Here is a 22,831-nt window from a genome sequence, read left to right as displayed (position 1 = left end):
AGTCGAAGTTTGTACCATGTGGAGATATAAAACACTTTTAACACACATGGAAAACCTCCTGTACATATGTTCGTGGTTTTGTTTCAATATACATCGAACGTACAGGAGGACAAATATCAATATAGTTGTTTAACAGAGCCATTCTATTAAAAATCCTTCACAAAGTTAGGATTATAGCTGCTCTCGAGGACACATCTACCCGCACCGTATAATGGCGCATCGTTCCCAAAGGGAGTGACATAGATTTCAGGCATGCTCCTCACCAAAGGCTTTAGTGCCTCCAGCAGGCGGTCCAAAAAACCATCAATCAATAAGGGCATATCACCACCGATGGCAATCGACTCCGGGTCAATCAAGGCAATAATATTGACAAAGCCATAAGCAAGATAGCCAATCAGGCGGTCTTCATTTTCCCGGCGGTTCCCGCTATCTTCCAGCCATTGCCTCATTCCAAAATGTGACTCAAAAAACCCCTGCTCTGCCCCAAATGGGCTAACCCTTGCTTCTACCCCTGGGGAGGATTGTGAAGCAATCTCCTGATCTCCACCCTGCAGCTTAGGAGGTTTCTTAATCGTTTGCGGGTCCACAATAAAGTGGCCAATCTCCCCCGCTGCGAAATGGGCACCGCGATATAGTTTCCCCTCAATCAGGAGTGCTGCACCGATTCCATGACTTAAATGGACATAAACCATCGTTTCCGATAATAATTGGCGCCGCCAGGCCTCTCCCATCACCGCTAACCGGACATCATTTTCAACGACCACGCGATGATCGTTGAAAAATAAGGTAAAGTGTTCCTTGAGAGGCTCATGCTCCCATCCAAACTCCGGCGCATCGGAAACAATGCCTGATTCATCCACCACACCCGGTACCGCAATCCCGATCCCCAAGAGCTTTTCACTTATCCCGTCCGAAGATTGGATAAGCGCTTTCATCCTAGCTGAAACCAGAGCACAGAGATCTTTTGCGGGAATATGAAGTGTGTGGAAATCTTCATGTAAAATAACTTCTCCCGTCAAATTGGCCACTCTCATGCGAATTCTATCATGATTCATTTGAATCGCTCCGATATACCGGGCATCCGGATTCAATTTGAAAAGTTGAGGCGGCTTCCCGCCTTGGGAAATTCCGCCTCCTGCTTCTAGCAGCCAACCTTCCTCCAACAGTTCTTTCACCACGCTGGAAACAGTTGGCATGCTGAGTCCTGATTTATCCCGTAATTCGGTACGGCTAATAGTAACCGATTGTTCAAGCAATCGGAGAATAGTTTGCCGATTTAACAATCTTAATAGATTTGGAGTTGCAGGAATTGAACGATTGACCATAAAATATCATCCTTTCACTCCCGTCAACGCAATTCCTTCCACAATTTGCCGCTGGAAGATGAGGAAAACGATGATCATGGGGATAATCGCGAGCGTGCTCATCCCCATGATGGTATTCCACTGAATCCCTCCACTATCACCCGTCGCATAGAGAGAAATTCCTACAGGGAGCGTCCGCATTTTGTCCGAAGAAACCACAATTACTGGCCACAAATAAGCATTCCAATTGCCTAAGAACGTAATAATTCCAAGTGCTGATAGTGCAGGTTTTACTTGAGGAAGCGCTATTCTCCAAAAGATTTTTAACTCTCCCATTCCATCGATCCGCGCGGCATCCAAAAGATCATCCGGGATCCCCAACATGAATTGCCTCATCAGAAAGATACCAAACGCCTCAATTAACCCTGGAAACATGATCCCTAAGTAACTATCGATTAAATTTACCTTAGTACCCATCACATACCAAGGAATCACCAACATTTCCGTAGGAATCATCAGGGTACTTAGAATCAAAATAAAGATGGCCTTACCACCAATAAATTTAAATTTTGCTAATGTATAGCCAATCAGCGAGTTAAACACCAAGCAGCTTACCGTCACAATTGCTCCAATGATAATACTATTTAGATACCACTGAAGGAAATCCGTTTCCTGAAAAATATATTTATAGCCGGAAAAATCAAGCTTCTTTGGCCAGAAAGAAAAACTATAGAAATCTGGCAAGCTCTTAAGTGATGATAAAATCATCCAAACAAAGGGAAACGCCACCACAATGACCCCGGCTAGCATGATAAGATGGACCAGATATTCAATGCCAGTCACTTTCTTCTTTTTCAAAACTACCACCCCCTAGTACTCATAGCTTTTGTTTAAGACTTTCATTTGCAAAAGGGTAACAAGTAATATAAAGATAAATAAAACAACCGCTACAGCAGAGGCAAATTCCATATTAAATTCCTGGAAGGCATTTTTGTACATGTAAACAACAATGCTGACGGTGCTATTTAAAGGTCCTCCCGCACTTGCACCACTGCTCGCCGTTAAACTCTGAATCTGTGCAAACGTCTGCAGAGCCGAAATGACCCCTGTTACGGCCAAAAAGACAATGGTTGGATTTAATAACGGAAAGGTAATTTTCCAAAACATATTCCATTTGCCTGCACCATCAATTTGAGCGGCCTCATATAATTGTTTGGGAATGCCTTGAATCCCGGCCATAAAGATTAACATACTAAATCCCATTGCCTGCCAGATCATGACTGCACAAACACAAAACAACGCCAACTTAGGATCAGATAACCATTTTTGCGAATGAATTCCAAACCAGCTAAGCAGCTCATTAAAAAAGCCGACGCTTGGATCAAACATGAGACGCCATACCCAACTGACGGCAATGACCGAGGTAATGTAGGGCAGGAAATAGATCATTCGATAGAAGGAGCGGAAATGCTGGATTCGTTCCAAACCAAGAGCGATCAGCAAACCAAGAGCCATTTGAATAGGAACCGTAATGATTACGTATTTGAGCGTGTTCAAGACTGATTTCCAAAAAACTTCATCCTTGAATAATTGTTGATAATTATCCAGGGTAAATCCTCCCTCCCCATATTGCGAGGAGAATGACATAGAAAAGGAATATAAAGTTGGATAAATACGAATGCATAGGAAGAATAAAAGAGGAATTGCTAGAAATGAATATGCCACCATCGTCCGCTTGGTTTTCAGTTTCATAGGCGGCCTTTCTCTTTTTTCTATCAAGGATTTTTTTGTCCCTTTTTCAACCATACTCGTTTGGGCCAAGGGTAAACCCTCCTTTCACAAAAGTCTTAAGATGGTTTGTTGAAAAACCAGAGGACGGAAAGCGCCCGCCAAAACCTCATGCGGATATTCTGGCTCACTATCCGTCCACCGTCCCTACCTGTTGAAGTTAGTTATTTTTAAAATAGTCATCTCTAATTTGTTGCTGTTCTTTTACTAGACTTTCAAAGGTTTTATCAATAGGCTCATTATTTAATAAGATTTTATCAATTTGGGCAGTGATCGAATCACGTTCCTTCGTTTCATCCACGAAGAAGGTAGCATGCGCAGATTTCAAACCTTGAACAAATGGGCCGTAGATTGGATCGTTGTTAATCGATTCGTCATTGGCAAAAGATTTAGCAGCAGGCAGTTCTCCAACACTCGTTAACCATTCCTTCTGGGTTTCTTCGGAGATTAGGAACTTAATAAATTTTTCTGATGCTTCAAGTTGCTTCCCTTTTACACCTTTTGCGATTCCGTTTGTCCAATAAGAACCAAAGTTAGATTCCAGTCCGCCTTCCTCTTTGACAGGAAGAGTCGAAACACCCCATTCAAATTTAGCTGCATCTTTGATGGCCGTTATATCAAATGAACCATCGATGATGATGCCTGCTTTTCCAGCTTTGAAGGCTGTATTGTAGCCTTGCAAAAATAATGGTTCGCCAAGCTTTTCTTTCTTGTACATGTTAATCCAATAAGTAAAGGCTTCAAGTCCTTTTGGAGAAGAATTCCATTGTACTTTTTTTCCATCATCACTAAACGGCTTTACGCCCCATTGACGAAGCATAACTTCCTCAAATGCATGATAGCCTTGGCCATTTACATCCCAAGCAAAGCCTTCCTGTTCCAAATTGCCACTGGCATCGCGCTTGGTCATTTTCTTGGCGTATTGAATCAGCTCGTCCCACGTTTTTGGAGGGCTATTCGGATCAAGTCCAGCCTGTTTAAACATTTCTTTGTTATAAAATAATGCAAGTGAACGTACGGCTATAGGAAGGGAATAATATTTGCCGTCAATCTTAGAGGCCTCAATCATTGGAATATAGTAATCTTCAATTTCAGAAGTGCTCATGAAGTCTTTGGGGATTGGTTGAAGATAGCCTTCCTTTACATATTGCGGTAACCAGCCATAATAGAGGTTCATGACATCCGGTCCCTTACCCGCGTGCATAGCGGCTGTCACTTTTTGGGTATATTGATCATACGGGAAATCTTGTGCTACGACTTTAATGTTTGGATTTTCCTTTTCAAATTTTTGAATTAAACTTTTTATTTCTGTTACTTTTGCCGGGAAAGTATATTGCCAGTAGGTAATGGTCACTTTTTCATTTGACTTGGAAGAAGACGAAGTTTTTTCGTTATTGCTGCAACCGGCAAGTGCGATAAGACTGAACGCCATAACCACTACAACCATTTTAAATAGCCACTTTTTCAATGGTAAAGCCCCCTTTTATAAATAACAATTTTTTACTTACCCATTTGCCTACAACTGAATGGTCCAATATCTTTCTTTTAGATATGGTTTCAGCAGTTCTTCCTTGACTTCCGCTTGGACCGCCATGCTTTGTTCGAGCTTCTGGATAATGAATTCCGATTGCGACCGATGAGCACGATACGCATCCAGTTTCACATCCAGTACCTCGGAAACATCCATCACAAGATCCGGGGTGCCGATAATGTCTTCACAGTTTTTCGAAAAAGCCGAGGCACGCACGACTGGCCTTTCTTCTTGAGGAAGACGGGAGATTGCTAGCATAACAGCTTCTGCTAATGCATCATGATCGGGGTGGACAGCGTAATTCGGATAATAGGAATAAACCAGTTCCGGCTTCACTTCTTTTAAGACCTGTTCCACTCGATCAGCTAATTCTTCCGGGTCTTCAAATTGAAGCGTCTTATCAAGCATCCGCCAAAGTCGCAAATCCTTAATCCCAATCACTTCGCAGGCGTCTTTTAATTCTTTTTCACGAATCTTCCACAGGGTTTCACGGTTTGCAAAGAAAGGTTTCCCCATTCTTCGGCCCATTTGACCCGATGTGGCACATACCAAAGTGATTTCAGCACCCTCTTTTACGTGAAGCGCAAGGGCTCCTGCTTTTCCAAATGATTCATCATCAGGGTGTGGGTAGATTGCAAGAATTTTCTTGTACAACATCAAGTCCTCCTTTTCTTTTGATATTAAACCGAAAATGGATGCAGGCTAAGCTCTAAGGCAATGCCAATCCTGCCTTCATGGTCATAGCCCCCAAGCAGAAGCTGACCAGTTTCGGTCAATTCATAATCCGTCAAGCCCTCTGCATAAACCCAGCCTTCATCAAGCTTTAACCCTACACTGTAGGGCCCAGACCCAGCAATTTTTCCGCGGCTGTAACGGATGCGTCCGTTTCGGATAAAGGCACATACCGACGTTTGCTGCTCACCCTCGAGCGAGGCGTAGGAGCCATTTGAGGTTTCAAGATGATAATAAAGATCTTGATCTAAAAATTGATCTAAATATTGCTGGACCTCCCCTGTGTCAATCGATTTCATCCTATTCACCTCCTTTAATTCCCGGCATTCTTCTCATTGATTCCTAAACACCTAATCCATTTTTTTCTTGCACCTTAACTGCCAATCCTCGAGCGACTGCGAACAATTGGATTCAATGGTATTTGAAACTCCTTTTCCCTTACGCAAGCCGTAGAGCAAGGCACAAAATAGCGGCTGCTTATCAAGGATATGGAAATCGAACGAGTAAGTTTCGGCAAGTCTTTGAATAAGACGGTCTGCCACAAATCGGTGATGCTGCAAAATGCCGCCTCCTAAAATAAGCGAGAAGGGTTGATGGGTCAATCCTAACTTTTCAATCGTCGCTTGGCAGCAATGGGCTAAATCAGCGGATGCCTGAGAAAGGATTTCCATTGCTTTGACTTCGCCTTGATCGGCCAGCCGGAAAATCACTGGTGCGATCGAGGCCATTTCATTAATGGAAGAATCAGCTTTATAGACCCAAGTCATTAATTCTTGAATGGAAGTTAGTTTTAGATGGGAGAGGACCTCATTCATAATCCCGGAAGGTTCCTCCAGCCCGTCGATGGTACGGAATATATGCTGAATGGCCGCCAGCGAAATTCGATATCCGCTGCCTTCATCCCCAATCAGATGTCCCCAGCCGCCGACCCTTGCGGTAAGACCTTTGCCATCCATGCCACAACAAATGGATCCAGTTCCTGCTATGACAAGAACACCCGGCTTCTCCTCTGCCATCCCCATCAAGGTCATGATGGCGTCATTTTCCAAATACAACTTGTCCACATGAAACTGCGATTGACCAAAACTATCCATTAAAATTTTATTAACCGTTTGGTAATCCTGATTTGTGTCAATCCCTGCCATCCCCACAATGGCTCGATCAACCTCCAAAGTGGTTCCTCCGATTTGACCCAGAAGGGCTTGCAATAGTTTGGTCAGGGTTTGATTCGTTTGGACAGGGCCAACATTTTGATGGTTGACCGGTCCTTCTTCTGCATAGGCAAGAATTTGTCCTTCATCATCACAAAGTGCTCCCCTGCAGCACGTACCGCCTCCATCAATGGCCAGGATTGGTATCGGGTTCATCCGCTTTGCCCCACTGGTTTGTAAGTTGATCTAGTTTTTCCCTACAATCTGCCATTCGTTTCAGTTCTGACTTAAGGAAAGAAATATGTTGATGCAAACTGGCTCTTCTTTCCATGATCCCCCGCTTCATTTCCTCAGGTGCTGGTCCGCCAGGCAATGAGCGAATTTTAACGAAGTGTTCTGGGTCCATTGCAGCGAGAATGGCTTCCTCCGGTAAATGGAGTGGATAACCAACAACTGCTTCGGCGGCTTCATCCACAAGCCCAGCATTCACTTGGGTAGCATTCAGTCCCCTGGCCGTGGCAATTTTTACCACCTGACTGGCAATGGAATGAGCGGTACGAAACGGAATGTGCACTTCCCTAAATAGGGTATCAGCTAACTCCGTTATGGTTGCAAAGCTTTCCTGGGCTCTTCTTTTTAAAAGGGCTTCATTTACCTCAATCGTGCCAACGACTGCTTTTGTTAACCGAAAAACTTGATCAATTAGCTTCAGGCACTTCCATAAATAAGGCTGAAGATCATCTTCGGTATCATTGATATCGCCATATGGTGTATTATGTAACATCTGGAGGACAGTTTGGGCATTGCCAATACCGCTTGAACTCAAGGCACGAATATGCTCGAGTGAGACAGGGTTTCTTTTTTGCGGCATGATGGAGCTTGTCTGCACATAGGGGTCTGCCACACGGATGCCTGAAAATTCCTGTGTGGACCATAAGAGAAGGTCTTGTGAAAACCGGCCAAGATTGATAAAGGTTAATTGGGAAGCTGTGGCAATTTCACCTAAATAATCAGCGCCGCCAATGGAATCATACGCACTCTTGATGATTTCCGGAAATCCTAAAAGCTCAGCAACCCTGGTTCGGTCGATCGGAAATCCAGTCGTCGTCAAGGCTGCTGCGCCAAGCGGGCTGGTATTGCAAGTATCATAGGCCGCCGTCAATCTTTTGATGTCGCGGTCTAGACAGTCGTACATTCCGAGAAGATAATGAGAAAACGTCATCGGCTGGGCCTGCTGCGTGTGGGTATGCCCCAAGACAATGGTTTCCTTATAGGTATCAATCACCGTCAGAAGGGTTTCCTGGAAAGATAGCAGAGAGTTGAGGGAAATGTGAAGCTTATCCCTTAGAACCATCCTGTAGATGGCAACCCCCATATCATTCCGGCTTCGAGCAAGGTGCAAACTGCCGCCAATTTCGCCGGCAACGTCCATAATTTGACTTTCAACAAGGAAAAACAGGTCCTCATATTGTCCATCATAGGTGGATTGAATCAGTGCATCCTTATCAAGAGCGTGAATTCCCTTCATAATTTGTGCAGCTTCACTTTCCTCCAGTAGTCCTTGTTCCACAAGCATGATCAAGTGGGCTTTATGGATTTCAATCATCGGTTCGAGCAAGGATTGCTTGGCATGCTCATAGGCTGGGGCTAATACTACCTCAGAATAGGTTGCCCCCGGAAACTTACGCCCTTCTTTTTCCAAAATGCTTTCCATCATACTCATACCATTACCCCCTTTTTTGGCCGTTCTATCGTTAGTTCTAGAAAATCGCCTCAAGTACTAAATAAACTTTATTTACTAGTAAGCATTGAATAGAAAACATAAGAAAAAAGGTCATATCAACTATTAATCTAATCATGTAAAAACCATGTAAAAACTTTGTAAAGTTTCCTTAATAAGGAAATTATAGACCCCTGTTTCACCACTGTCAATAAGTTATCTAAATTTTTATTATTTTCCGACACATTTGGCAGCTATTATAATTTTGGGGTCGGATTCGAGCGCACACAAAAAAAGAAGCCCTCTGAAAAAGAAGGCTTCCAAAAATTTAATGTACCCGGATTCTCTCGTAAATATCCTCATCATGGTGGACTCTCGTGTGCTTGGATTCTAACCGTTCAAACTCCAGAGTCTCGTCGATTGGCTCGGCAAGCAGCCAATTTCTTAGTTCAAATAAAAAGTCAATAAGCATGGATAATTCCTCCCCCGCTTGGGTCTTGGATTCTTGACACCCTTATTATACTGCTGTTTTTTTAAACGTGAAAGCGTTTGCAAAATGTGCGGAATAGCAAAATAATACAAAATAATAAGAGAATTCAATCCTCTTATTTTTATCTGAAAACAGATGAAGGAACATGGAAACTTTTCCATAAAAACACGATAAACAGGATGGAAAGAACCCATGCCAACATGGTTTTTTTATGATGAACCCAAAGAAGGAAAAACATGACTGCATTAAATAGAATCGACCAATAATAGTTCCAGCCATTGTAGTATTTGATAAGATGGCCTTTTCGGTCGATAAACTCATTAACAGCAAAAATAATCACCCAGCAGAGTATGTATAATACCTTCTTAATGATTTGACCATTTGGGAATTTGGATAAATAGATTAAGATGGTCGCCGGGTATTTAATGAGCATGATGGAAAGTGCAACATGTGTATTAGTAATTCCTGATTGCTGGTCTATATTAGGAGGAGAATATCTCCACATCGGATAACGATCAGACAATAAATATAAATAAAGGAAATATCCTAATATAAAGAAAAGAATGGTGGGATAATACGCTTTCCAGTTTCTCCAATCCCCCCATTTAAATAATGCCGCCAACCAAACACAGGCGTAAATTGCATTTACCATTTCAATTCCATACTCCAGTGCTAAAGTAGTAGTCTAACATTCCTATTATTACCTAATACCACGATTATCCATAACAGGCGTAAAGACCTATTTACAAAACACTTTGTCGCATTAAAGCGGTGGGGGCCTGTCCCCCACCGCTTTAATGCGACAAAGTCCTTTTAATTTTGTTTGGCAGATAAATGGTCCCTGTCAACGGCGTGCGGCGGTTCTTCCATCCAGCCGTTTTCAATCATGATATTGGCCCCGTCTTCGACAAATAGGGTGACGTCTGCGATGGATTTAAAGTAGAGCAATCCGACATCTCTTCGTCCGTTCAATGATAATGAATTGCCAAAGGCTCTGATTTTTATATTAAACATATCAATTTTATGAAACACCATCAGCTTGTCTGAAAACGGCGCAACCGTGGAATCCGTCACTAAATGGTCAATCAGGGAAGGAGCGGGCAGATGGTCGTGATTGAGGACATCACTAAAATGTTCCACTGCCTTTTGAGTGATTTCTTTTCCTCTTAAAAAGAAATTCCTTGCTTTTTCATTTTTGGCCACCTGACTAAAACCCACCAGTAACGCTTTACTGGCACAGTTGCTTTCGATATTATCGTAAAGGTGCGTGATTTCCATTGCATGCAATGGGCGTACATCACCGATAAAGCCTTTCATATAACCTTGTTTTTTTACAAATTCCACTTTTTTCGGGACGGGGATTTCCGGTGGTTTGATGATGTACCCCTTTTCCATTAAAATATTATTAATCTGTCCTAAAAGAATCGTCGTGTACTTATTGCAATGAATAAAGAATTCGTGTACATCTTCCCTCATGGCCAATGGTACCGCCACCGCATATAAACTGAGGCCCGCTTTGGCTGCATATTTTAAATAATGAACATAAAATTCATCCTCAAACAACCTTGGTGCATCCAGATTGACATCTTCTTCTGTGAAGCCGACTGGAATCGGAAAGTTCTCCTTATTGAAGAAGGTTTTAATTCTTTCCATAAAATCAATCGTAAGGTTGTAACTATTTTCCAATAATGTTTTAATGTCTTCATCTTCCACATTTCGCAGGTAATAACTCAATATTCGGTTTGACATGCTATTCCCCACGTAGGTTGCCCACATTTTTCCGACCTCTACAGCCGTCATCGGATTATCGGGAGTCAGTTTGCTGGCATTAATATTGATCGGTTTAATCAAATCCATTCATAAATCCCCTTACCCTTTATTTACATTTATTTTCTTCAACGTGTAAAAATATATTCTACTTTGGGCATATTACAATTCCATAAAAGCGGACCTTCCAGTGAGCTGGGTGACCACGTTGTAAGAATATACATGCATGCCATTCCCTCGTAAAAAGAGGTTCTGAGTGAAAATAACTCTTAATGGGCCGCCAGCTTTTTCTCCTTTGATAAAAACCATCCGCCTATGGCGATAAGAAGCATGACCGTCCAAAAAATCACATTCCAAACGGGACCCTCGACAAAATCATGGGAGATCCTATTCAGGGCAGGATGCGCAAGAGTGTGGACCAACAGCTTGACCCCCACCCAGCCCACGATCAACATCGCAGCCGTCTCTAGACTGGGCCGTCTTGTTAAAATCTTAACAAAAAAACCTGCCGCAAACCGGATGATGAGTAAGCCCGAAATAGCCCCAATCAAAATCACGATAAATTGTGCCCCGTCCATTCCCCCGAATTGAACAAACGGTGTTTCGGGCAGGGTAATCACCAGAGCCACAGCTGCCAGAATAGAATCCACCGCAAAAGCGATATCGGCCAAAGAGATTTGCATGACCGTCACAGCAAAACTTCTTCCCCTTTTCTTATGGTTTTTGTGGTCTTTTTTTAGTAAATGCCTTAAAGAAATGACAATTAAGTACGCGGCCCCGATGGCCTGGATTTGCCAAACATCAAAGAGATAGGAAATGATGAAGATAGCTCCGAACCTAAACACAAATGCAACTAGCAGCCCCATATTAATCGCTTTCGTCTGTTGGTCCTTGGGCAAATGTTTCGCCATAATCGCCAGCACTAGAGCATTGTCTGCAGATAACAATCCTTCTAAAAATATTAATATCACCAGGACCCAGCCGTACTCCAATAGCATCGAGATCTCCATAAAATCCCCCTAAGAAGTCGTATCTTTTATGTACCTAAACAAATAGCACTCGCCAATATTCTCTCATTGTCGTTCCTTCCTTATTCGATTTCCATCCTATACTCATCTAGGTCTATAGGTCATTGGGCTAGTGTTATTCTATCTTCCGCCCTAGAATCTTCTTGTTTCTCCTACATATTTAGAAGAAACCTGACAAAATGCATAAAGAAATGAAAAAAACTGTTGAGATTTGAGGATAAATTTTTGCGGTAAAACAGCAGGAAAATCCCACTGTTCCGATAAATAGTAAAAGGAGACGCTTACAGATGTCTAAACCAAAAGTGAAAGGCGGTATGTAATAAGCATGGAAATATCCCTCCAACAAATTGTCGAAGGTATCCCCAGAACCTTGTTAAATGCCACGGACCGTGATCTCGAAGGATTTCAAAAAATCCTGGAAGAGACAATCAAATTAAGAGAGGGACACAGAAACCTGCAAAAAATGATTAAAAACTTCAATACCTCTACAATTCAACGCTCCTAACTAAGAAAAGCGCAAGCGCCATATGACAGGGAGGAGAGCGAAGGAATCTCACTGCTGCGGCGCTAAAGCTGGACAATTCTCGAAGACCAGATTTCATTTCTGATAGGTTGGCAAAAGGGAAGGTGTCCTCACCTTCCCTCCATTTATGCTGCTTATTTTGCCCGGTCAGTTTTACCCGAGATATTTGTAGTAATCTTGTGAATGATAGCTTCTAAACCCGCATGATTCGTACAAACCAAGTGCATGGGCATTTCTTGCTTCGACTTCCAAAAAAACAGGCAATCCTTTTTTCTGTTCCATGGCGACGACTTTAGACAACGCTTTTCTTCCGATCCCTTTTCCTCTAAGTTCGGGATATACGGTAAAACCATAAATCCACGCTTCCCCATCGGATTCAGATACACGGATTTTTCCGGCTACCCTTCCGTTTGCTTCAATCAACATCCGTTGGTCTTGGCTGCTCTCGCGGATTATTTGGGAAAACTCCCGTGCAGACGCTTCATCCTCATCAAACCCCAACACATCCAGCTGGATCTCCGACTCCAAATCCGCCTCGGAAACTGATGGCCTTATGGTAATGGAGGAATCGTCGAGCAATGTTGTGTCATGCCATTGCATCTGATATTCTGCAACCGAAAATTCACATGGAATGGTTTTTAAAAATTCCTTTGCGGTTAACGAGCTTGTTGGAGCGTTTAATAAAATCTCCTGTGCCGCCCGTCTCTTGGCCTCCGCCAATCCCTTCTCCAGCAGATTGGAAAAGATTCCTTTCCGGCGGTAATCCGGATGCACCATTCCGCACAATTCGACTTTACTTCCAAAATAATAGCAGCCTAGAAACCCAACAAGTTTCCCCTCTTCATAATGCAAGTAGTCATCGTTTTGGTTTTGCGCACGGCTCTCCAGCATTTCAAAATTGAGTTTGAGGTGGAAGCCTCCCTCCCTTTCACATGCCTCCTGAAGCGCTTTTATATCGGACAATTCTATCTTAGTAAACAAATTATTTCTCCCCCTTTATGTAATCCTTTATTTTATTCTTCCTAAGGTGTGACATTCCTTCTTGAAAAAAATTTAATATCGTCTTATCCTTAGGAAGTTGCCATTTGGATGGGCGCATCGTTGTTCAAGATTCCCATCCAGTTGTCACCAGGAATGTTCATTTTACTTTTATCAAATATTATTGATACCTTTGGCTTTAAGGAGAACAACCCATGAAAGAAAAATACAGTACCATCCCCTCATTACATTCGAATTCGATCTATTTAGGCGGTTTGTTGGCCATCGTCGGCGGCTTTTTGGATGCCTATACTTTTATTAGCCGTGACGGGGTGTTTGCCAATGCCCAGACTGGAAACATGGTCTTGTTTGCCGTCGAAGCGGCTAACGGTGAATGGAAAGAAACCTTGAAATATATTCCACCAATCGTAGCTTTTATCTTGGGGGTATTAGTAGCGGAAATCGTGAAGATTCCCCATGTGAGGGAACTCGTTTATAGTTACCGGCGGTCGATTCTTATTTTGGAATGTCTCGTTTCAATCGTTGTCGGCTTCATGCCAGCCAGCATGCCCGATATTGTGGTCACCGTGTGTATTGGCTTTGTTTCCTCCTTGCAAATTTCTACATTTAACAAAATTGACAAATGGGGATACAATTCCACGATGACAACTGGGAACCTCCGTACGGCCACCCAAGCTGCCTATTTGGCTGTCAAAGAGAACAATCCGGAGGCAAAAAAACAATTTATCGACTTTTTTGTCATTATCCTTGCTTTTGTATTTGGTGCTATGTGCGGAACGTTTTCCACCACTTATATAGGCAACACATCGATCTGGATTGCTTCCGGAATTTTGGTTATTGCCATCGTGTTGTATCATCGGGATAAAGGTTTTTACCGAAAGCCAGCAGCGCAAAAATAGATTACCCTTATTTAAATACGGTTACGCCAACGTACACTCCAGCAAGGAAAATCGTGGTAATCACAATGAGATGGAAAATAACCCATGCCCCATTTCCATATCTAAACAAGTCGGAACAGAGCGGTTTTCGACTCTCATTTGGGACAATTTTTCCGCCAAGGAGTTCAAATAATAAAAAGTAGATCCACCATAAGGTGTAACTGTCCCACAAGTCCCATTCCGGTTCAAACCTGAAAATGGCCGAATGCTTTAAGATGACTTCACCTAGGACACCGAGATGGACGATGGCCCAATAAAATGGGATCTTCCAGACCCATTTTTCGGGGCTATACCTGACTCCAACTAACGTCAAAAACGGAAATACAGTGGAAGTCACCCCATACGGTATGAGCAGGTGATCGTGCAAGGCATTGTATGGAAAAGAATAGAAACCTACATAAGTAAAGAGATAGCACAACAGATTAACTGAAACGACACTAATGATAAAAATTAAGCCATAGCGTTTCCAATTGAAGCGAATGAAATATAAGCACCCTATAATGCCTATAATCATTATCAAAAGTACCCCAATTGTTTCAGCAATCATCACCATCACCACGCTTCACTGGACTTTATCCTTTAGGTCGTTTCCAATCACTCATTTTTTCAAATTTACATACAAAAATCTCCATTAACTTGGATGGAGAGATCTTTTCCTTGTGTTTTCACTATCTAGTATTCCTATTATTACTTAACCATAAAAAAAAGGATGTGAGCCAATAAGCCATAATAAATTCTAAGTAATCGGTAAGAAACACAAACCAAACTTTCATCCATTTGTGAAGTTCTAAAAAGCCGGATGATTTTGAGATTATAGCCAATATCAACCCTGTCATGATACTGGCTGCCAGCCCAACCAGATAAAGATTTCTGTTTTTATTGATCCCGTATTGATACGCCAGCATGAAAATGACAGGAATAACGGATGTGTTGATTGACAAATTCACATTGAAAGTCGGCAGCAACGGATATACATGGGTTACGACGCCTTTGGCAACCGCCATTGTATCCGGATAATTCAGCGTGTATGACAAAACCGAAGAATAAAATTTGAAAAATTTTGCGCCGGTCAATGGCAATGATTAAAATGATTAATGGCAGCACCAGTAAGACAACATTCACCCAAAATTGCCAGTTACCAAAATCTGCAATTTATCTCCAGTAATCTCCTTCCAAACGATTCATTTCTGCCATCTGGCTATGGAATTTATTTAAGAATTCCCTTTGCTTTTCTTCCATACCTTCACCTCAAGCACTCTTTGTTTTTAATTTTTTCATTAATTACAACCGTTATACTCATGCATGTAAAAAACGAAGGAGCCTATTCTCCTTCGTTTTAGGAAATTATTGTCCATCTGCACCATTGGGAGTGCCGCGGCGGACATGGTCACGTTCGAAGTTGTTTTCCCTGAGGGACTGGACCCTGTCATTGATTAGTTCCTTTTGATCCACTTCCGGTGATGGTGTTTGTTTTTTCTTCGGCATCAGAATCCTCCTTTTCATCACTAGCAAGCCCTTATATTTTGCTTACATTTTAAAAAAATAACCGTCTGTACCAAGATGTTTAAAATTTTGGTCATAGTTTGTTCATATTTAGGGTGTAATATAATTCTTGTTACCGAACACCCCCCTTAATTAAAAATATCTGAAATCCGGACAAGCTCCGGATTTTTTTTTGCTCCGAAATGTGTGCTAGACATAAAAAAATGGCCCCTGATAAATCAGTGACCAAACTACTGAAAATTTAATGATTCCCAACAACCAATCGGATTTTGTTGCCAGCAGGATCATTAGTTACATAATCATCAGCCTTTTTTTCAACCGGTGCATGCAGGCTATTTAACCGCTGGACCGCTTTTTCTCTTGCCGCTTCATCCGGAAATACCAGTGTATACCAATTCAGTCCGACACTGTTATTCGGCGGAGTGGGAGCACCTACCCCCTGCCATGTATTAATGGCGATATGATGATGGTATCCTCCAGTCGATAAAAATACGGCCTGCGGGTAGTGACTGACAATGTCGAATCCAAGGCCCTTTGTATAAAATTCTTGTGATGCAGCCAAGTCGGAAACGTGAAGATGAATATGGCCCATGACAGTACCTGCTGGTAAACCGTTCCATTCCGCATTGCTTTCCGCCAAGATCCCTTCTGCATCCACTTCCTCTGTCGCCATATCAACCAAACCATTCTTCCAAGTCCATTCCGATGAAGGACGGTCCCGATATACTTCAATCCCATTGCCGTCGGGGTCATTTAAGTACAAAGCTTCACTTACATAGTGGTCCCCTGCACCTAAAGGGTAACGAATTTCGAGTATATGACGTAAAAAGACGGATAAATCGGCACGGGTTGGCAGCAGGATCGCAAAATGGTACAAACCAGCTGTCTGTTGCGGTTTACTAATGACATCATTAGGCTGTTCGAGTGTTAATAGGGCTGTTTTGCCGTCTGTGGTTAACACCGTTTTCCTGTCTGTTTTTTCTAAGACTTTTAAGCCAATGACATTCTGATAAAACGTTGTCGAGTATTCCAGATTCTTTACTTTGATATTGACTTCCCCAACAAATATATTTGGACTCTTATGGAATTTTTCCATTGTTCTCTTCCCTTCTAGTATTGATGTTATTTTTTCATGTTTCCTAAATCTAATTCAGTTACTTGACATTCTCCTTTTAGTATATTATCATTTATCTCGAATTAAAAATATTTTGCTTCAAGATAAACGAATCCGATAACTTTGCAATCTCTTTTTTTGATGTTTATCTTGAATTAAAAATATTTCATTTCAAAACATTCTTAAAATAAATATTTTTTATACATTCATCAGGAGGGACATCATATGGGGTTATTGAACAAGTTATTTGGTCAAACAACTAAGGAGGATATAACCATGACTAATCCAAAATTAAAAATCGGTATCATTTTAGGAAGCACACGCCAGGGACGCGTTAGCCCTCAAGTTGGCGAATGGGTAAAAGGAATCGCTGACAGCCGTGCTGATGCAGATTATGAAATCGTAGATATCGCTGATTTTAACCTTCCATTCTTAGGCACAACGGATGGAACAGAACCTGGAATCGCAAAATGGAATGAAAAACTTGCAAGCCTAGATGGATTCGTGTTTATCGTTCAAGAATACAACCACAGCATTACAGGCGCATTAAAAAATGCCCTTGATTTTGCCCGTGACGCATGGAACAACAAGGCTGCAGGGATTGTAAGCTATGGGTCAACAGGTGGGGCACGTGCGGCTGAACACCTGCGCGGAATTTGCGGCGAATTAAAAATTGCCGATGTCCGAACACATCCAACTTTATCCTTGTTTACTGATTTCGAAAACGGCTCAGAATTCAAACCAGCTGAATTGCACCTTACCAATGTCAATGCCATGCTCGATGAAGTCCTCTCATGGAGCGGCGCTTTGAAAACAATTCGATAAAAAATAAACCGTAAGATTGTCGAGAAAGTATATTATTCTCGGCAATTTTTTTATCCGATTATAAATATCCGATTAAACGGCTGTCCCTGCGAGTAGTCCTGTTGATTTCCGCTCCGGACACTCGCTTTCCGCGGTGAGGTCCTGGAGCCTCCTCGGTGCTGAAAGCGCCTGCGGGGTTTCCAGTGACCTCTCTATCCCGCAGGAGTCGAGTGCCCTCCGCTCCAATCAACAGGGGGCAAACTTGACTTTAAGTATATCAACAAACTTGTTTTAACCTTACCAAGTTTTCTGCCCTCTTTTTCATATTGTGGCAGTCAGTAGAAAGAGCTGCCTGTATGTCAATGAAATTATAGCCAATTAACGCAATAAAATTTAAATCAAATGAATAAAATAATAGGCTGCCGAGAGTTCGACAGCCTGGCCGCACACTTCATCGTGTGCGTTTTTTTCTATCCCAGTAGTACTTTTTCTTCTGCATATTTCACTTTAGGTTCTGGCTGATTTTTCAATAAGGCAAAGGCCAATGTTAAGGGTCCAAGCCGTCCGATAAACATTAATAAGGATATTAACAATTCGCCTGCCGGTGATAACTGTGGCGTCAAACCGGTGGTTAACCCCACGGTTCCAAAGGCCGATATCACTTCAAACAATAGAGCGCCCATACCCGCTTTTTCCGTAAAAGTCAGAATAAAAAAGATGATAAACATGAAAATTATCGAGGCTACTCCAATGGCCATTGCCTTGTTGACCAATTCCCATGAAATTCGTCTTTTAAAAATATTTACATTGCCTCTTCCCGTCAGGAATGACCAAAACGCGAGAATGATAATTGCAAAGGTTGTGACCTTAATCCCGCCTCCGGTGGAACCCGGCGACGCCCCGATAAACATCAAGGCCATTATGAACACCCATGAAGATAACGTCATCTGACCAATATCAATGGAATTGAACCCCGCGGTTCTCGGGACAACAGACTGGAAATAGGCAGCCCATAGTTTGTCGCTCCAGTTCAGTTTTCCCAGGGTGGCAGGATTATGATATTCTGCAAGCAGGATTACCAGGAAACCTGCCATTAGAAGAATTCCGGTAATAGACAGGACCAATTTGGAATGAAGCGAGAGCTTCCGAAACGAGCGTTTTTGCCAAACATCCAATATGACGGTATAACCAATACCCCCGATCATAATCAGCAAAGTTATGACAAGGTTTACCGCAGGGTCTCCCACCCATTGGCTCATGTTGTCAGGTTCGAGACCGAAACCGGCATTATTGAACGCGGAAATGGTGTGGAATAACGCGTAATAAGCCGCTTTACTTAAGGGCATGTCGAACGACCAACGGATGGTTAAAATGAGAAAACCGGTAAGTTCCACAATAAAAGTAATCAGAATGATCCGCCGTACCAATTTTACTACCCCGGATATGGTGAAAAAGTTCAGAGAGTCCTGAAGGAGCAATCGTTCTTTCAATCCGATTTTTTTTCCAAGGAGAACGAACATAAACACACCAATCGTCATAAATCCCCACCCGCCAACCTGGATCAAAAACAGCAGGACCATTTGCCCGAAATGGGTGAAGGTGCTTCCGGTATCCACGACCGACAACCCGGTTACACAAACTGCAGAGGTGGATTCGAACAATGCATCAATGAAATGCAGGCCCCTCCCCTTTTCTACTGTCGAGATGGGCAGCATTAACAATAATGTGCCTAATAAAATCAGGGTCCCAAAACCGATCACCAGAATTTGCGCCGGGTGCAATTGAATGATTTTTCCCCGTTTATTTAACACGTCCATTATGTCTTCTCCTTCGTGGAAAATTAATCCTGGGGCTAATGATGAACTAATCTTACTCCTGGGAATTCGATTTGTAAATATATTCTCTTTTTTTAAAAAAAGCCGTAAAACAACAAAAAGTGCCCTTGATTCAGGCACTTTGCAAGCGGTTATTTAAGCATTTAAATCATGGATTCCAGGGCTATGCTCATTTGGCATTTCCGGCATGACGGGTACGGGGTATCCCTGTGGCGGAGGTACAACTTGAAGCGTTCCGCTATCCCTGCTTGGCGATTCCCCTTGGAATATTTGCCCGATCAGGGTTTCATCCAGGCGGAAATTAAACTGGGCATTATGGAAGCCCATTTCGACATATTTGCGGCATTCCGGATATTTATTGATGTCATAGTTCGGAACCGGAAAAATTTTTCCCCAATTTACGCCAAGTGTCTCGAGCGCTTTGGCAAATGCATTCTGATGCGCATTATCGCGCACAATCAAGAAGGCTAATGTTTCCCGGAAGGTTTTATTGCTGCTCATTTCGTAAATCCGTGATTTCTGCAATACTCCAGTGGACTCTAAAACCACGTTGTCCAATAAATCGCTGATTAGATTCCCGTGGCTATAAACATAGTTTCCGTTCCAAGGGTTCCCGTAAGCATCGACAGGAAGTGAGGCTTGGGCGCCCATAATATAATGATGCGGGTTCGCGTGCTTGATGGCATCCGCCAACGGGGCCCCTTCCGTTCCCCCTGCACCAACCGCTTCTTCTCCAGAACCATTCAAAAGCTGATTGATGGTGGTCTGCACCAGTTCCACATGGCTGATTTCCTCAAGGAACACGCCGCGAATGAGGTCACGGTAAGCCTTGGCATTGCCGCGGAAGTTGGAGCTTTGGAAGAAAAACTGCATCATCGTGCGCATCTCGCCAAAGCGTCCCCCCAATGTTTCTTGCAGCACCTTGGCTGCTTCCGGGTCCGGTTTATCGGGAACAATCATGTTGATTAAGTCTTCTCGGTAAAAGTACATTCACATTGTCTCCTTTATTGTTTAGATCATAGGTTTTCCAGCATCCGGGGACAGATTGGGATCCCCGTGTCCAATGATGACCACACTGTCGGTCTGAATATCATTATCCTCTGTATATGCCTGCCCATCTTGACCTTTTGTGTTGTTCAGTTGTCCCTTCACTTCTTGGCCATACTCTTGGGGCAGATTTTTTTCTTCCTTTTCCATGTTTCATCCTCCTTTGCATATTGTGGCATTTCAGCTGGAGTTAGTATTTTACAGAAAAATTTTAACTTCCCCCTTTAGCATTACAAAAAGTACAGGAAAAATACAAAATAAAAAAGCGTGCCATCACACGCTTTTTCATATAAATGTCTTTAATTACCGAACTTTGTGTCCAATTGTTTTTTATACTCCGTAAAAAATTCCAGTGTATGCGGATTTAGCAGTGAGCCTGGATTGACAGCTTTTTCAACTGGTGTGCCGATTAATATTTTTTTAATCGGCACTTCGAGCTTTTTGCCGTTCAATGTTTTCGGCAGTTCAGCGACGGGAATGATTTCATTTGGGACATGCCGCGGCGAACAGTTTTGCCGGATGACCTGGTTGATTCGCTGCTTGACCTCATCGGTTAACAGGGCATCTTGTCTGACTACCACAAACAATGGCATATAGGATTGTTCGCTGGTAACCGGAATATCGACCACCAGGCTGTCCAAAACTTCCGGTATGGTTTCAAGGGCACTGTAAATTTCGCTCGTTCCCATCCGGATTCCGCCCCTGTTAATGGTCGCATCAGACCGCCCGTAGATAATGCCGCTTCCCCGTGACGTGATTTTAATAAAATCGCCATGGCGCCAGATGCCCGGGTAAACATCAAAATAGCTGCTGCGGTAGCGCTCCCCGTCACCATCGTTCCAAAAATAAATCGGCATCGACGGCATGGGTTCTGTGATGACCAGCTCGCCTATTTCATCTGTCAGTTCCTCGCCCTGGTCATTGAAGGCCTTCACCGAAGCCCCGAGCGAGCGCGCCTGCAGTTCGCCGGAATGAACCGGCAACAACGGCGAGCCGCCGACAAACGCGGTGCACAGGTCCGTGCCGCCGCTGGTGGAAAACAGCCATAAATCCTGTTTCACTTGCTCATATACCCACTCGAATCCACTCACCGGGAGCGGCGAACCGGTCGATCCGATACTTTTTAAATGAGACAGGTCGAATTTCTCTTTCGGCCTTAATCCTTCCTTCATACAGGAGGTAATGAAGCTTGCGCTGGTCCCGAACACCGTCATTTTCGTGGATTCCGCAAATTTCCAAAGCGTCCCGTAATCCGGGTAGCCAGGATTTCCATCGAATAAAAGAATGGACGCTCCGGATAATAAACCGCTTACAACTACATTCCACATCATCCATCCAGTCGTCGTGTACCAGAAGAACCGGTCCTCACTCGTCAATCCTTTTTGCAGGCAGCTTAGCTTCAAGTGCTCGAGCAGGATGCCCCCTTGGCTTTGGACAATCGCCTTCGGTTTCCCGGTAGTGCCGGACGAATATAAAATCCACAACGGGTGGTCAAACGACACCGGCTCGAAGGATAGCGGCCTATCTTGATTTTGCCCCAAAACATCCTTCCAGAGAACTGCGTTGGTTAACTCCCCGATCGCAGGATCCGGTGATAAATGCGGAATCACCACCGTTTGTTTGAGTGTCGGTAATTCTGACTGGATTTTTTTCAATACGTCAATCCGGTTAAAATCCTTTCCTCCATAACGATATCCATCCACTGCGAACAGAACCTTTGGCTCGATTTGCTTAAACCGGTCGATGACGCTCATGATGCCGAATTCCGGTGCACAGCTAGACCAAACCGCCCCGATTGAGGCGCATGCCAAGAAGGACGTGATGGTTTCATGGATATTGGAAACATAAGCGGCGACACGGTCTCCAGGTTTCACCCCCAAAGCTTTTAAATAAGCGGCAACAGCACCCGTATCCTTCTTTAATTGCGACCACGTTACTTCCCCTTGTGGACGGAGTTCTGTTTGAAAAATAATCGCCGTTTTTTCCGGAACCTCATTTCGAAAAATATGTTCAGCGTAATTTAAGGCTGCCCCGGGAAACCATTTAGCACCAGGCATGGTTCGGTTAGTTAATACTTCCTCATAGGGGGTTTTTGCCTGGACCTCAAAGAAATGCCAGACAGCAGACCAAAACCCTTCCACACTCGTAACAGACCAGTTCCATAATTCTTCGTATGTGGTGAAGGAAAGTCCCCTTGTTTCCTCCAGCCACTTCATAAATTGCCTTAACCTTGATTGTTCCTGAAAATCTTGCGAAGGTTCCCATAACAGCTTCCCTTCACTTTTTTCCACCTTCATTCTCATTCCCCCATCTGTCCATGATTGTGTTAGCCATTAATCCATACACTTTAACCATATACGAGTCGGGAATCACATTTTCCTCCTGTTTTTCGTAAAAAACCGAATTTTCTTACAGTTATTTTTCACACTGTTATACCTCTGATATCAAACTGTAATTCTCCTATTACAGTCCTGTTAAAATAGCATGTTATACTACCGTTTGTACTGAAAAATTAGAAAATTTAGTATTTTCATCTCATTTAGTCTATAATAGGAAA

General features: G+C 43.0%; 23 protein-coding genes. 2 read left to right on the top strand and 21 right to left on the bottom strand.

From position 1 onward, the window contains the following. Positions 1–146: 146 nt before the first annotated feature. From ACY8D0_RS07515 to ACY8D0_RS07455, 13 genes are all read right to left on the bottom strand, one after another. On the bottom strand, positions 147–1,325 hold the full coding sequence (locus ACY8D0_RS07515; protein ID WP_462409855.1) for an ROK family protein: 1,179 nt from the start codon (positions 1,323–1,325) through the stop codon (positions 147–149). 6 nt (positions 1,326–1,331) lie between these two features. Then, entirely contained in the window at positions 1,332–2,162 is an 831-nt protein-coding gene (locus ACY8D0_RS07510) for a carbohydrate ABC transporter permease (protein WP_462409854.1), read from the bottom strand. Between the two features lie 12 nt (positions 2,163–2,174). Further along, complete coding sequence (locus tag ACY8D0_RS07505) at positions 2,175–3,125, bottom strand: carbohydrate ABC transporter permease (RefSeq protein ID WP_462409853.1); 951 nt, start codon at positions 3,123–3,125, stop codon at positions 2,175–2,177. Between the two features lie 127 nt (positions 3,126–3,252). Next, positions 3,253–4,560 carry an extracellular solute-binding protein gene (locus tag ACY8D0_RS07500; RefSeq protein WP_462409852.1) on the bottom strand — a complete coding sequence of 436 codons (1,308 nt, stop codon included), beginning with the start codon at positions 4,558–4,560 and terminating at the stop codon, positions 3,253–3,255. 48 nt (positions 4,561–4,608) lie between these two features. Beyond that, positions 4,609–5,280 (bottom strand): bacillithiol biosynthesis deacetylase BshB2, encoded by a 672-nt coding sequence (bshB2, locus tag ACY8D0_RS07495; protein WP_462409851.1) that lies wholly within the window; start codon positions 5,278–5,280, stop codon positions 4,609–4,611. Positions 5,281–5,303: 23 nt separating this feature from the next. Next, positions 5,304–5,654 (bottom strand): YojF family protein, encoded by a 351-nt coding sequence (locus ACY8D0_RS07490; protein WP_462409850.1) that lies wholly within the window; start codon positions 5,652–5,654, stop codon positions 5,304–5,306. Positions 5,655–5,705: 51 nt separating this feature from the next. Beyond that, positions 5,706–6,722 (bottom strand): N-acetylglucosamine kinase, encoded by a 1,017-nt coding sequence (locus ACY8D0_RS07485; RefSeq protein ID WP_462409849.1) that lies wholly within the window; start codon positions 6,720–6,722, stop codon positions 5,706–5,708. Then, a complete protein-coding gene (argH, locus tag ACY8D0_RS07480; protein ID WP_462409848.1) occupies positions 6,694–8,229 on the bottom strand; it encodes an argininosuccinate lyase in 1,536 nt (511 codons plus the stop codon). The genes ACY8D0_RS07485 and argH overlap by 29 nt, the downstream gene beginning before the upstream one ends. Positions 8,230–8,554: 325 nt before the next feature. Further along, a complete protein-coding gene (locus ACY8D0_RS07475) occupies positions 8,555–8,698 on the bottom strand; it encodes a hypothetical protein (RefSeq protein ID WP_462409847.1) in 144 nt (47 codons plus the stop codon). Between the two features lie 139 nt (positions 8,699–8,837). Further along, entirely contained in the window at positions 8,838–9,368 is a 531-nt protein-coding gene (locus tag ACY8D0_RS07470; protein WP_462409846.1) for a CBO0543 family protein, read from the bottom strand. 161 nt (positions 9,369–9,529) lie between these two features. Beyond that, positions 9,530–10,573, bottom strand: a complete 1,044-nt coding sequence (locus tag ACY8D0_RS07465; RefSeq protein ID WP_462409845.1) for a DUF3231 family protein — start codon at positions 10,571–10,573, stop codon at positions 9,530–9,532. Positions 10,574–10,752: 179 nt separating this feature from the next. Then, the gene (locus ACY8D0_RS07460) at positions 10,753–11,493 is read right to left on the bottom strand and encodes a TerC family protein (RefSeq protein ID WP_462409844.1); all 741 of its coding nucleotides are present in this window, start codon (positions 11,491–11,493) and stop codon (positions 10,753–10,755) included. A 694-nt stretch (positions 11,494–12,187) separates the two neighbouring features. Further along, a complete protein-coding gene (locus tag ACY8D0_RS07455) occupies positions 12,188–13,015 on the bottom strand; it encodes a GNAT family N-acetyltransferase (RefSeq protein WP_462409843.1) in 828 nt (275 codons plus the stop codon). Between the two features lie 212 nt (positions 13,016–13,227). Here ACY8D0_RS07455 and ACY8D0_RS07450 point away from each other — a divergent pair, with 212 nt between their 5' ends. Further along, positions 13,228–13,932, top strand: a complete 705-nt coding sequence (locus ACY8D0_RS07450; protein ID WP_462409842.1) for a YoaK family protein — start codon at positions 13,228–13,230, stop codon at positions 13,930–13,932. A gap of 7 nt (positions 13,933–13,939) precedes the next feature. Here ACY8D0_RS07450 and ACY8D0_RS07445 read toward each other — a convergent pair whose 3' ends face one another. The 4 genes from ACY8D0_RS07445 to ACY8D0_RS07430 all read right to left on the bottom strand — a co-directional run bounded on the left by ACY8D0_RS07445 (position 13,940) and on the right by ACY8D0_RS07430 (position 16,570). Then, positions 13,940–14,485 carry a CBO0543 family protein gene (locus tag ACY8D0_RS07445; RefSeq protein WP_462409841.1) on the bottom strand — a complete coding sequence of 182 codons (546 nt, stop codon included), beginning with the start codon at positions 14,483–14,485 and terminating at the stop codon, positions 13,940–13,942. 154 nt (positions 14,486–14,639) lie between these two features. After that, the gene (locus ACY8D0_RS07440; RefSeq protein WP_462409840.1) at positions 14,640–14,975 is read right to left on the bottom strand and encodes a hypothetical protein; all 336 of its coding nucleotides are present in this window, start codon (positions 14,973–14,975) and stop codon (positions 14,640–14,642) included. A gap of 340 nt (positions 14,976–15,315) precedes the next feature. After that, complete coding sequence (locus ACY8D0_RS07435) at positions 15,316–15,456, bottom strand: hypothetical protein (protein WP_462409839.1); 141 nt, start codon at positions 15,454–15,456, stop codon at positions 15,316–15,318. Between the two features lie 259 nt (positions 15,457–15,715). After that, positions 15,716–16,570 carry a VOC family protein gene (locus ACY8D0_RS07430; protein ID WP_462409838.1) on the bottom strand — a complete coding sequence of 285 codons (855 nt, stop codon included), beginning with the start codon at positions 16,568–16,570 and terminating at the stop codon, positions 15,716–15,718. Between the two features lie 243 nt (positions 16,571–16,813). On the opposite strand from ACY8D0_RS07430, the gene ACY8D0_RS07425 reads away from it, so the two are divergent. Further along, on the top strand, positions 16,814–17,413 hold the full coding sequence (locus ACY8D0_RS07425; RefSeq protein ID WP_462409837.1) for an NADPH-dependent FMN reductase: 600 nt from the start codon (positions 16,814–16,816) through the stop codon (positions 17,411–17,413). Between the two features lie 449 nt (positions 17,414–17,862). On the opposite strand, the gene ACY8D0_RS07420 is transcribed toward ACY8D0_RS07425, so the two are convergent. The 4 genes from ACY8D0_RS07420 to ACY8D0_RS07405 form a co-directional block, all read right to left on the bottom strand. Further along, the gene (locus ACY8D0_RS07420) at positions 17,863–19,209 is read right to left on the bottom strand and encodes a TrkH family potassium uptake protein (RefSeq protein WP_462409836.1); all 1,347 of its coding nucleotides are present in this window, start codon (positions 19,207–19,209) and stop codon (positions 17,863–17,865) included. Positions 19,210–19,362: 153 nt separating this feature from the next. Beyond that, on the bottom strand, positions 19,363–20,217 hold the full coding sequence (locus ACY8D0_RS07415; protein WP_462409835.1) for a manganese catalase family protein: 855 nt from the start codon (positions 20,215–20,217) through the stop codon (positions 19,363–19,365). A gap of 21 nt (positions 20,218–20,238) precedes the next feature. Continuing rightward, on the bottom strand, positions 20,239–20,424 hold the full coding sequence (locus ACY8D0_RS07410; RefSeq protein ID WP_462409834.1) for a hypothetical protein: 186 nt from the start codon (positions 20,422–20,424) through the stop codon (positions 20,239–20,241). Between the two features lie 149 nt (positions 20,425–20,573). After that, positions 20,574–22,571 carry an acetoacetate--CoA ligase gene (locus tag ACY8D0_RS07405; RefSeq protein ID WP_462409833.1) on the bottom strand — a complete coding sequence of 666 codons (1,998 nt, stop codon included), beginning with the start codon at positions 22,569–22,571 and terminating at the stop codon, positions 20,574–20,576. Between the last annotated feature and the right edge of the window lie 260 nt (positions 22,572–22,831).

Source organism: Neobacillus camarae (genome assembly GCF_054950115.1).
Note: the sequence above shows the minus strand (reverse complement) of the source record. Positions and strands in the feature narration are given on the sequence as shown.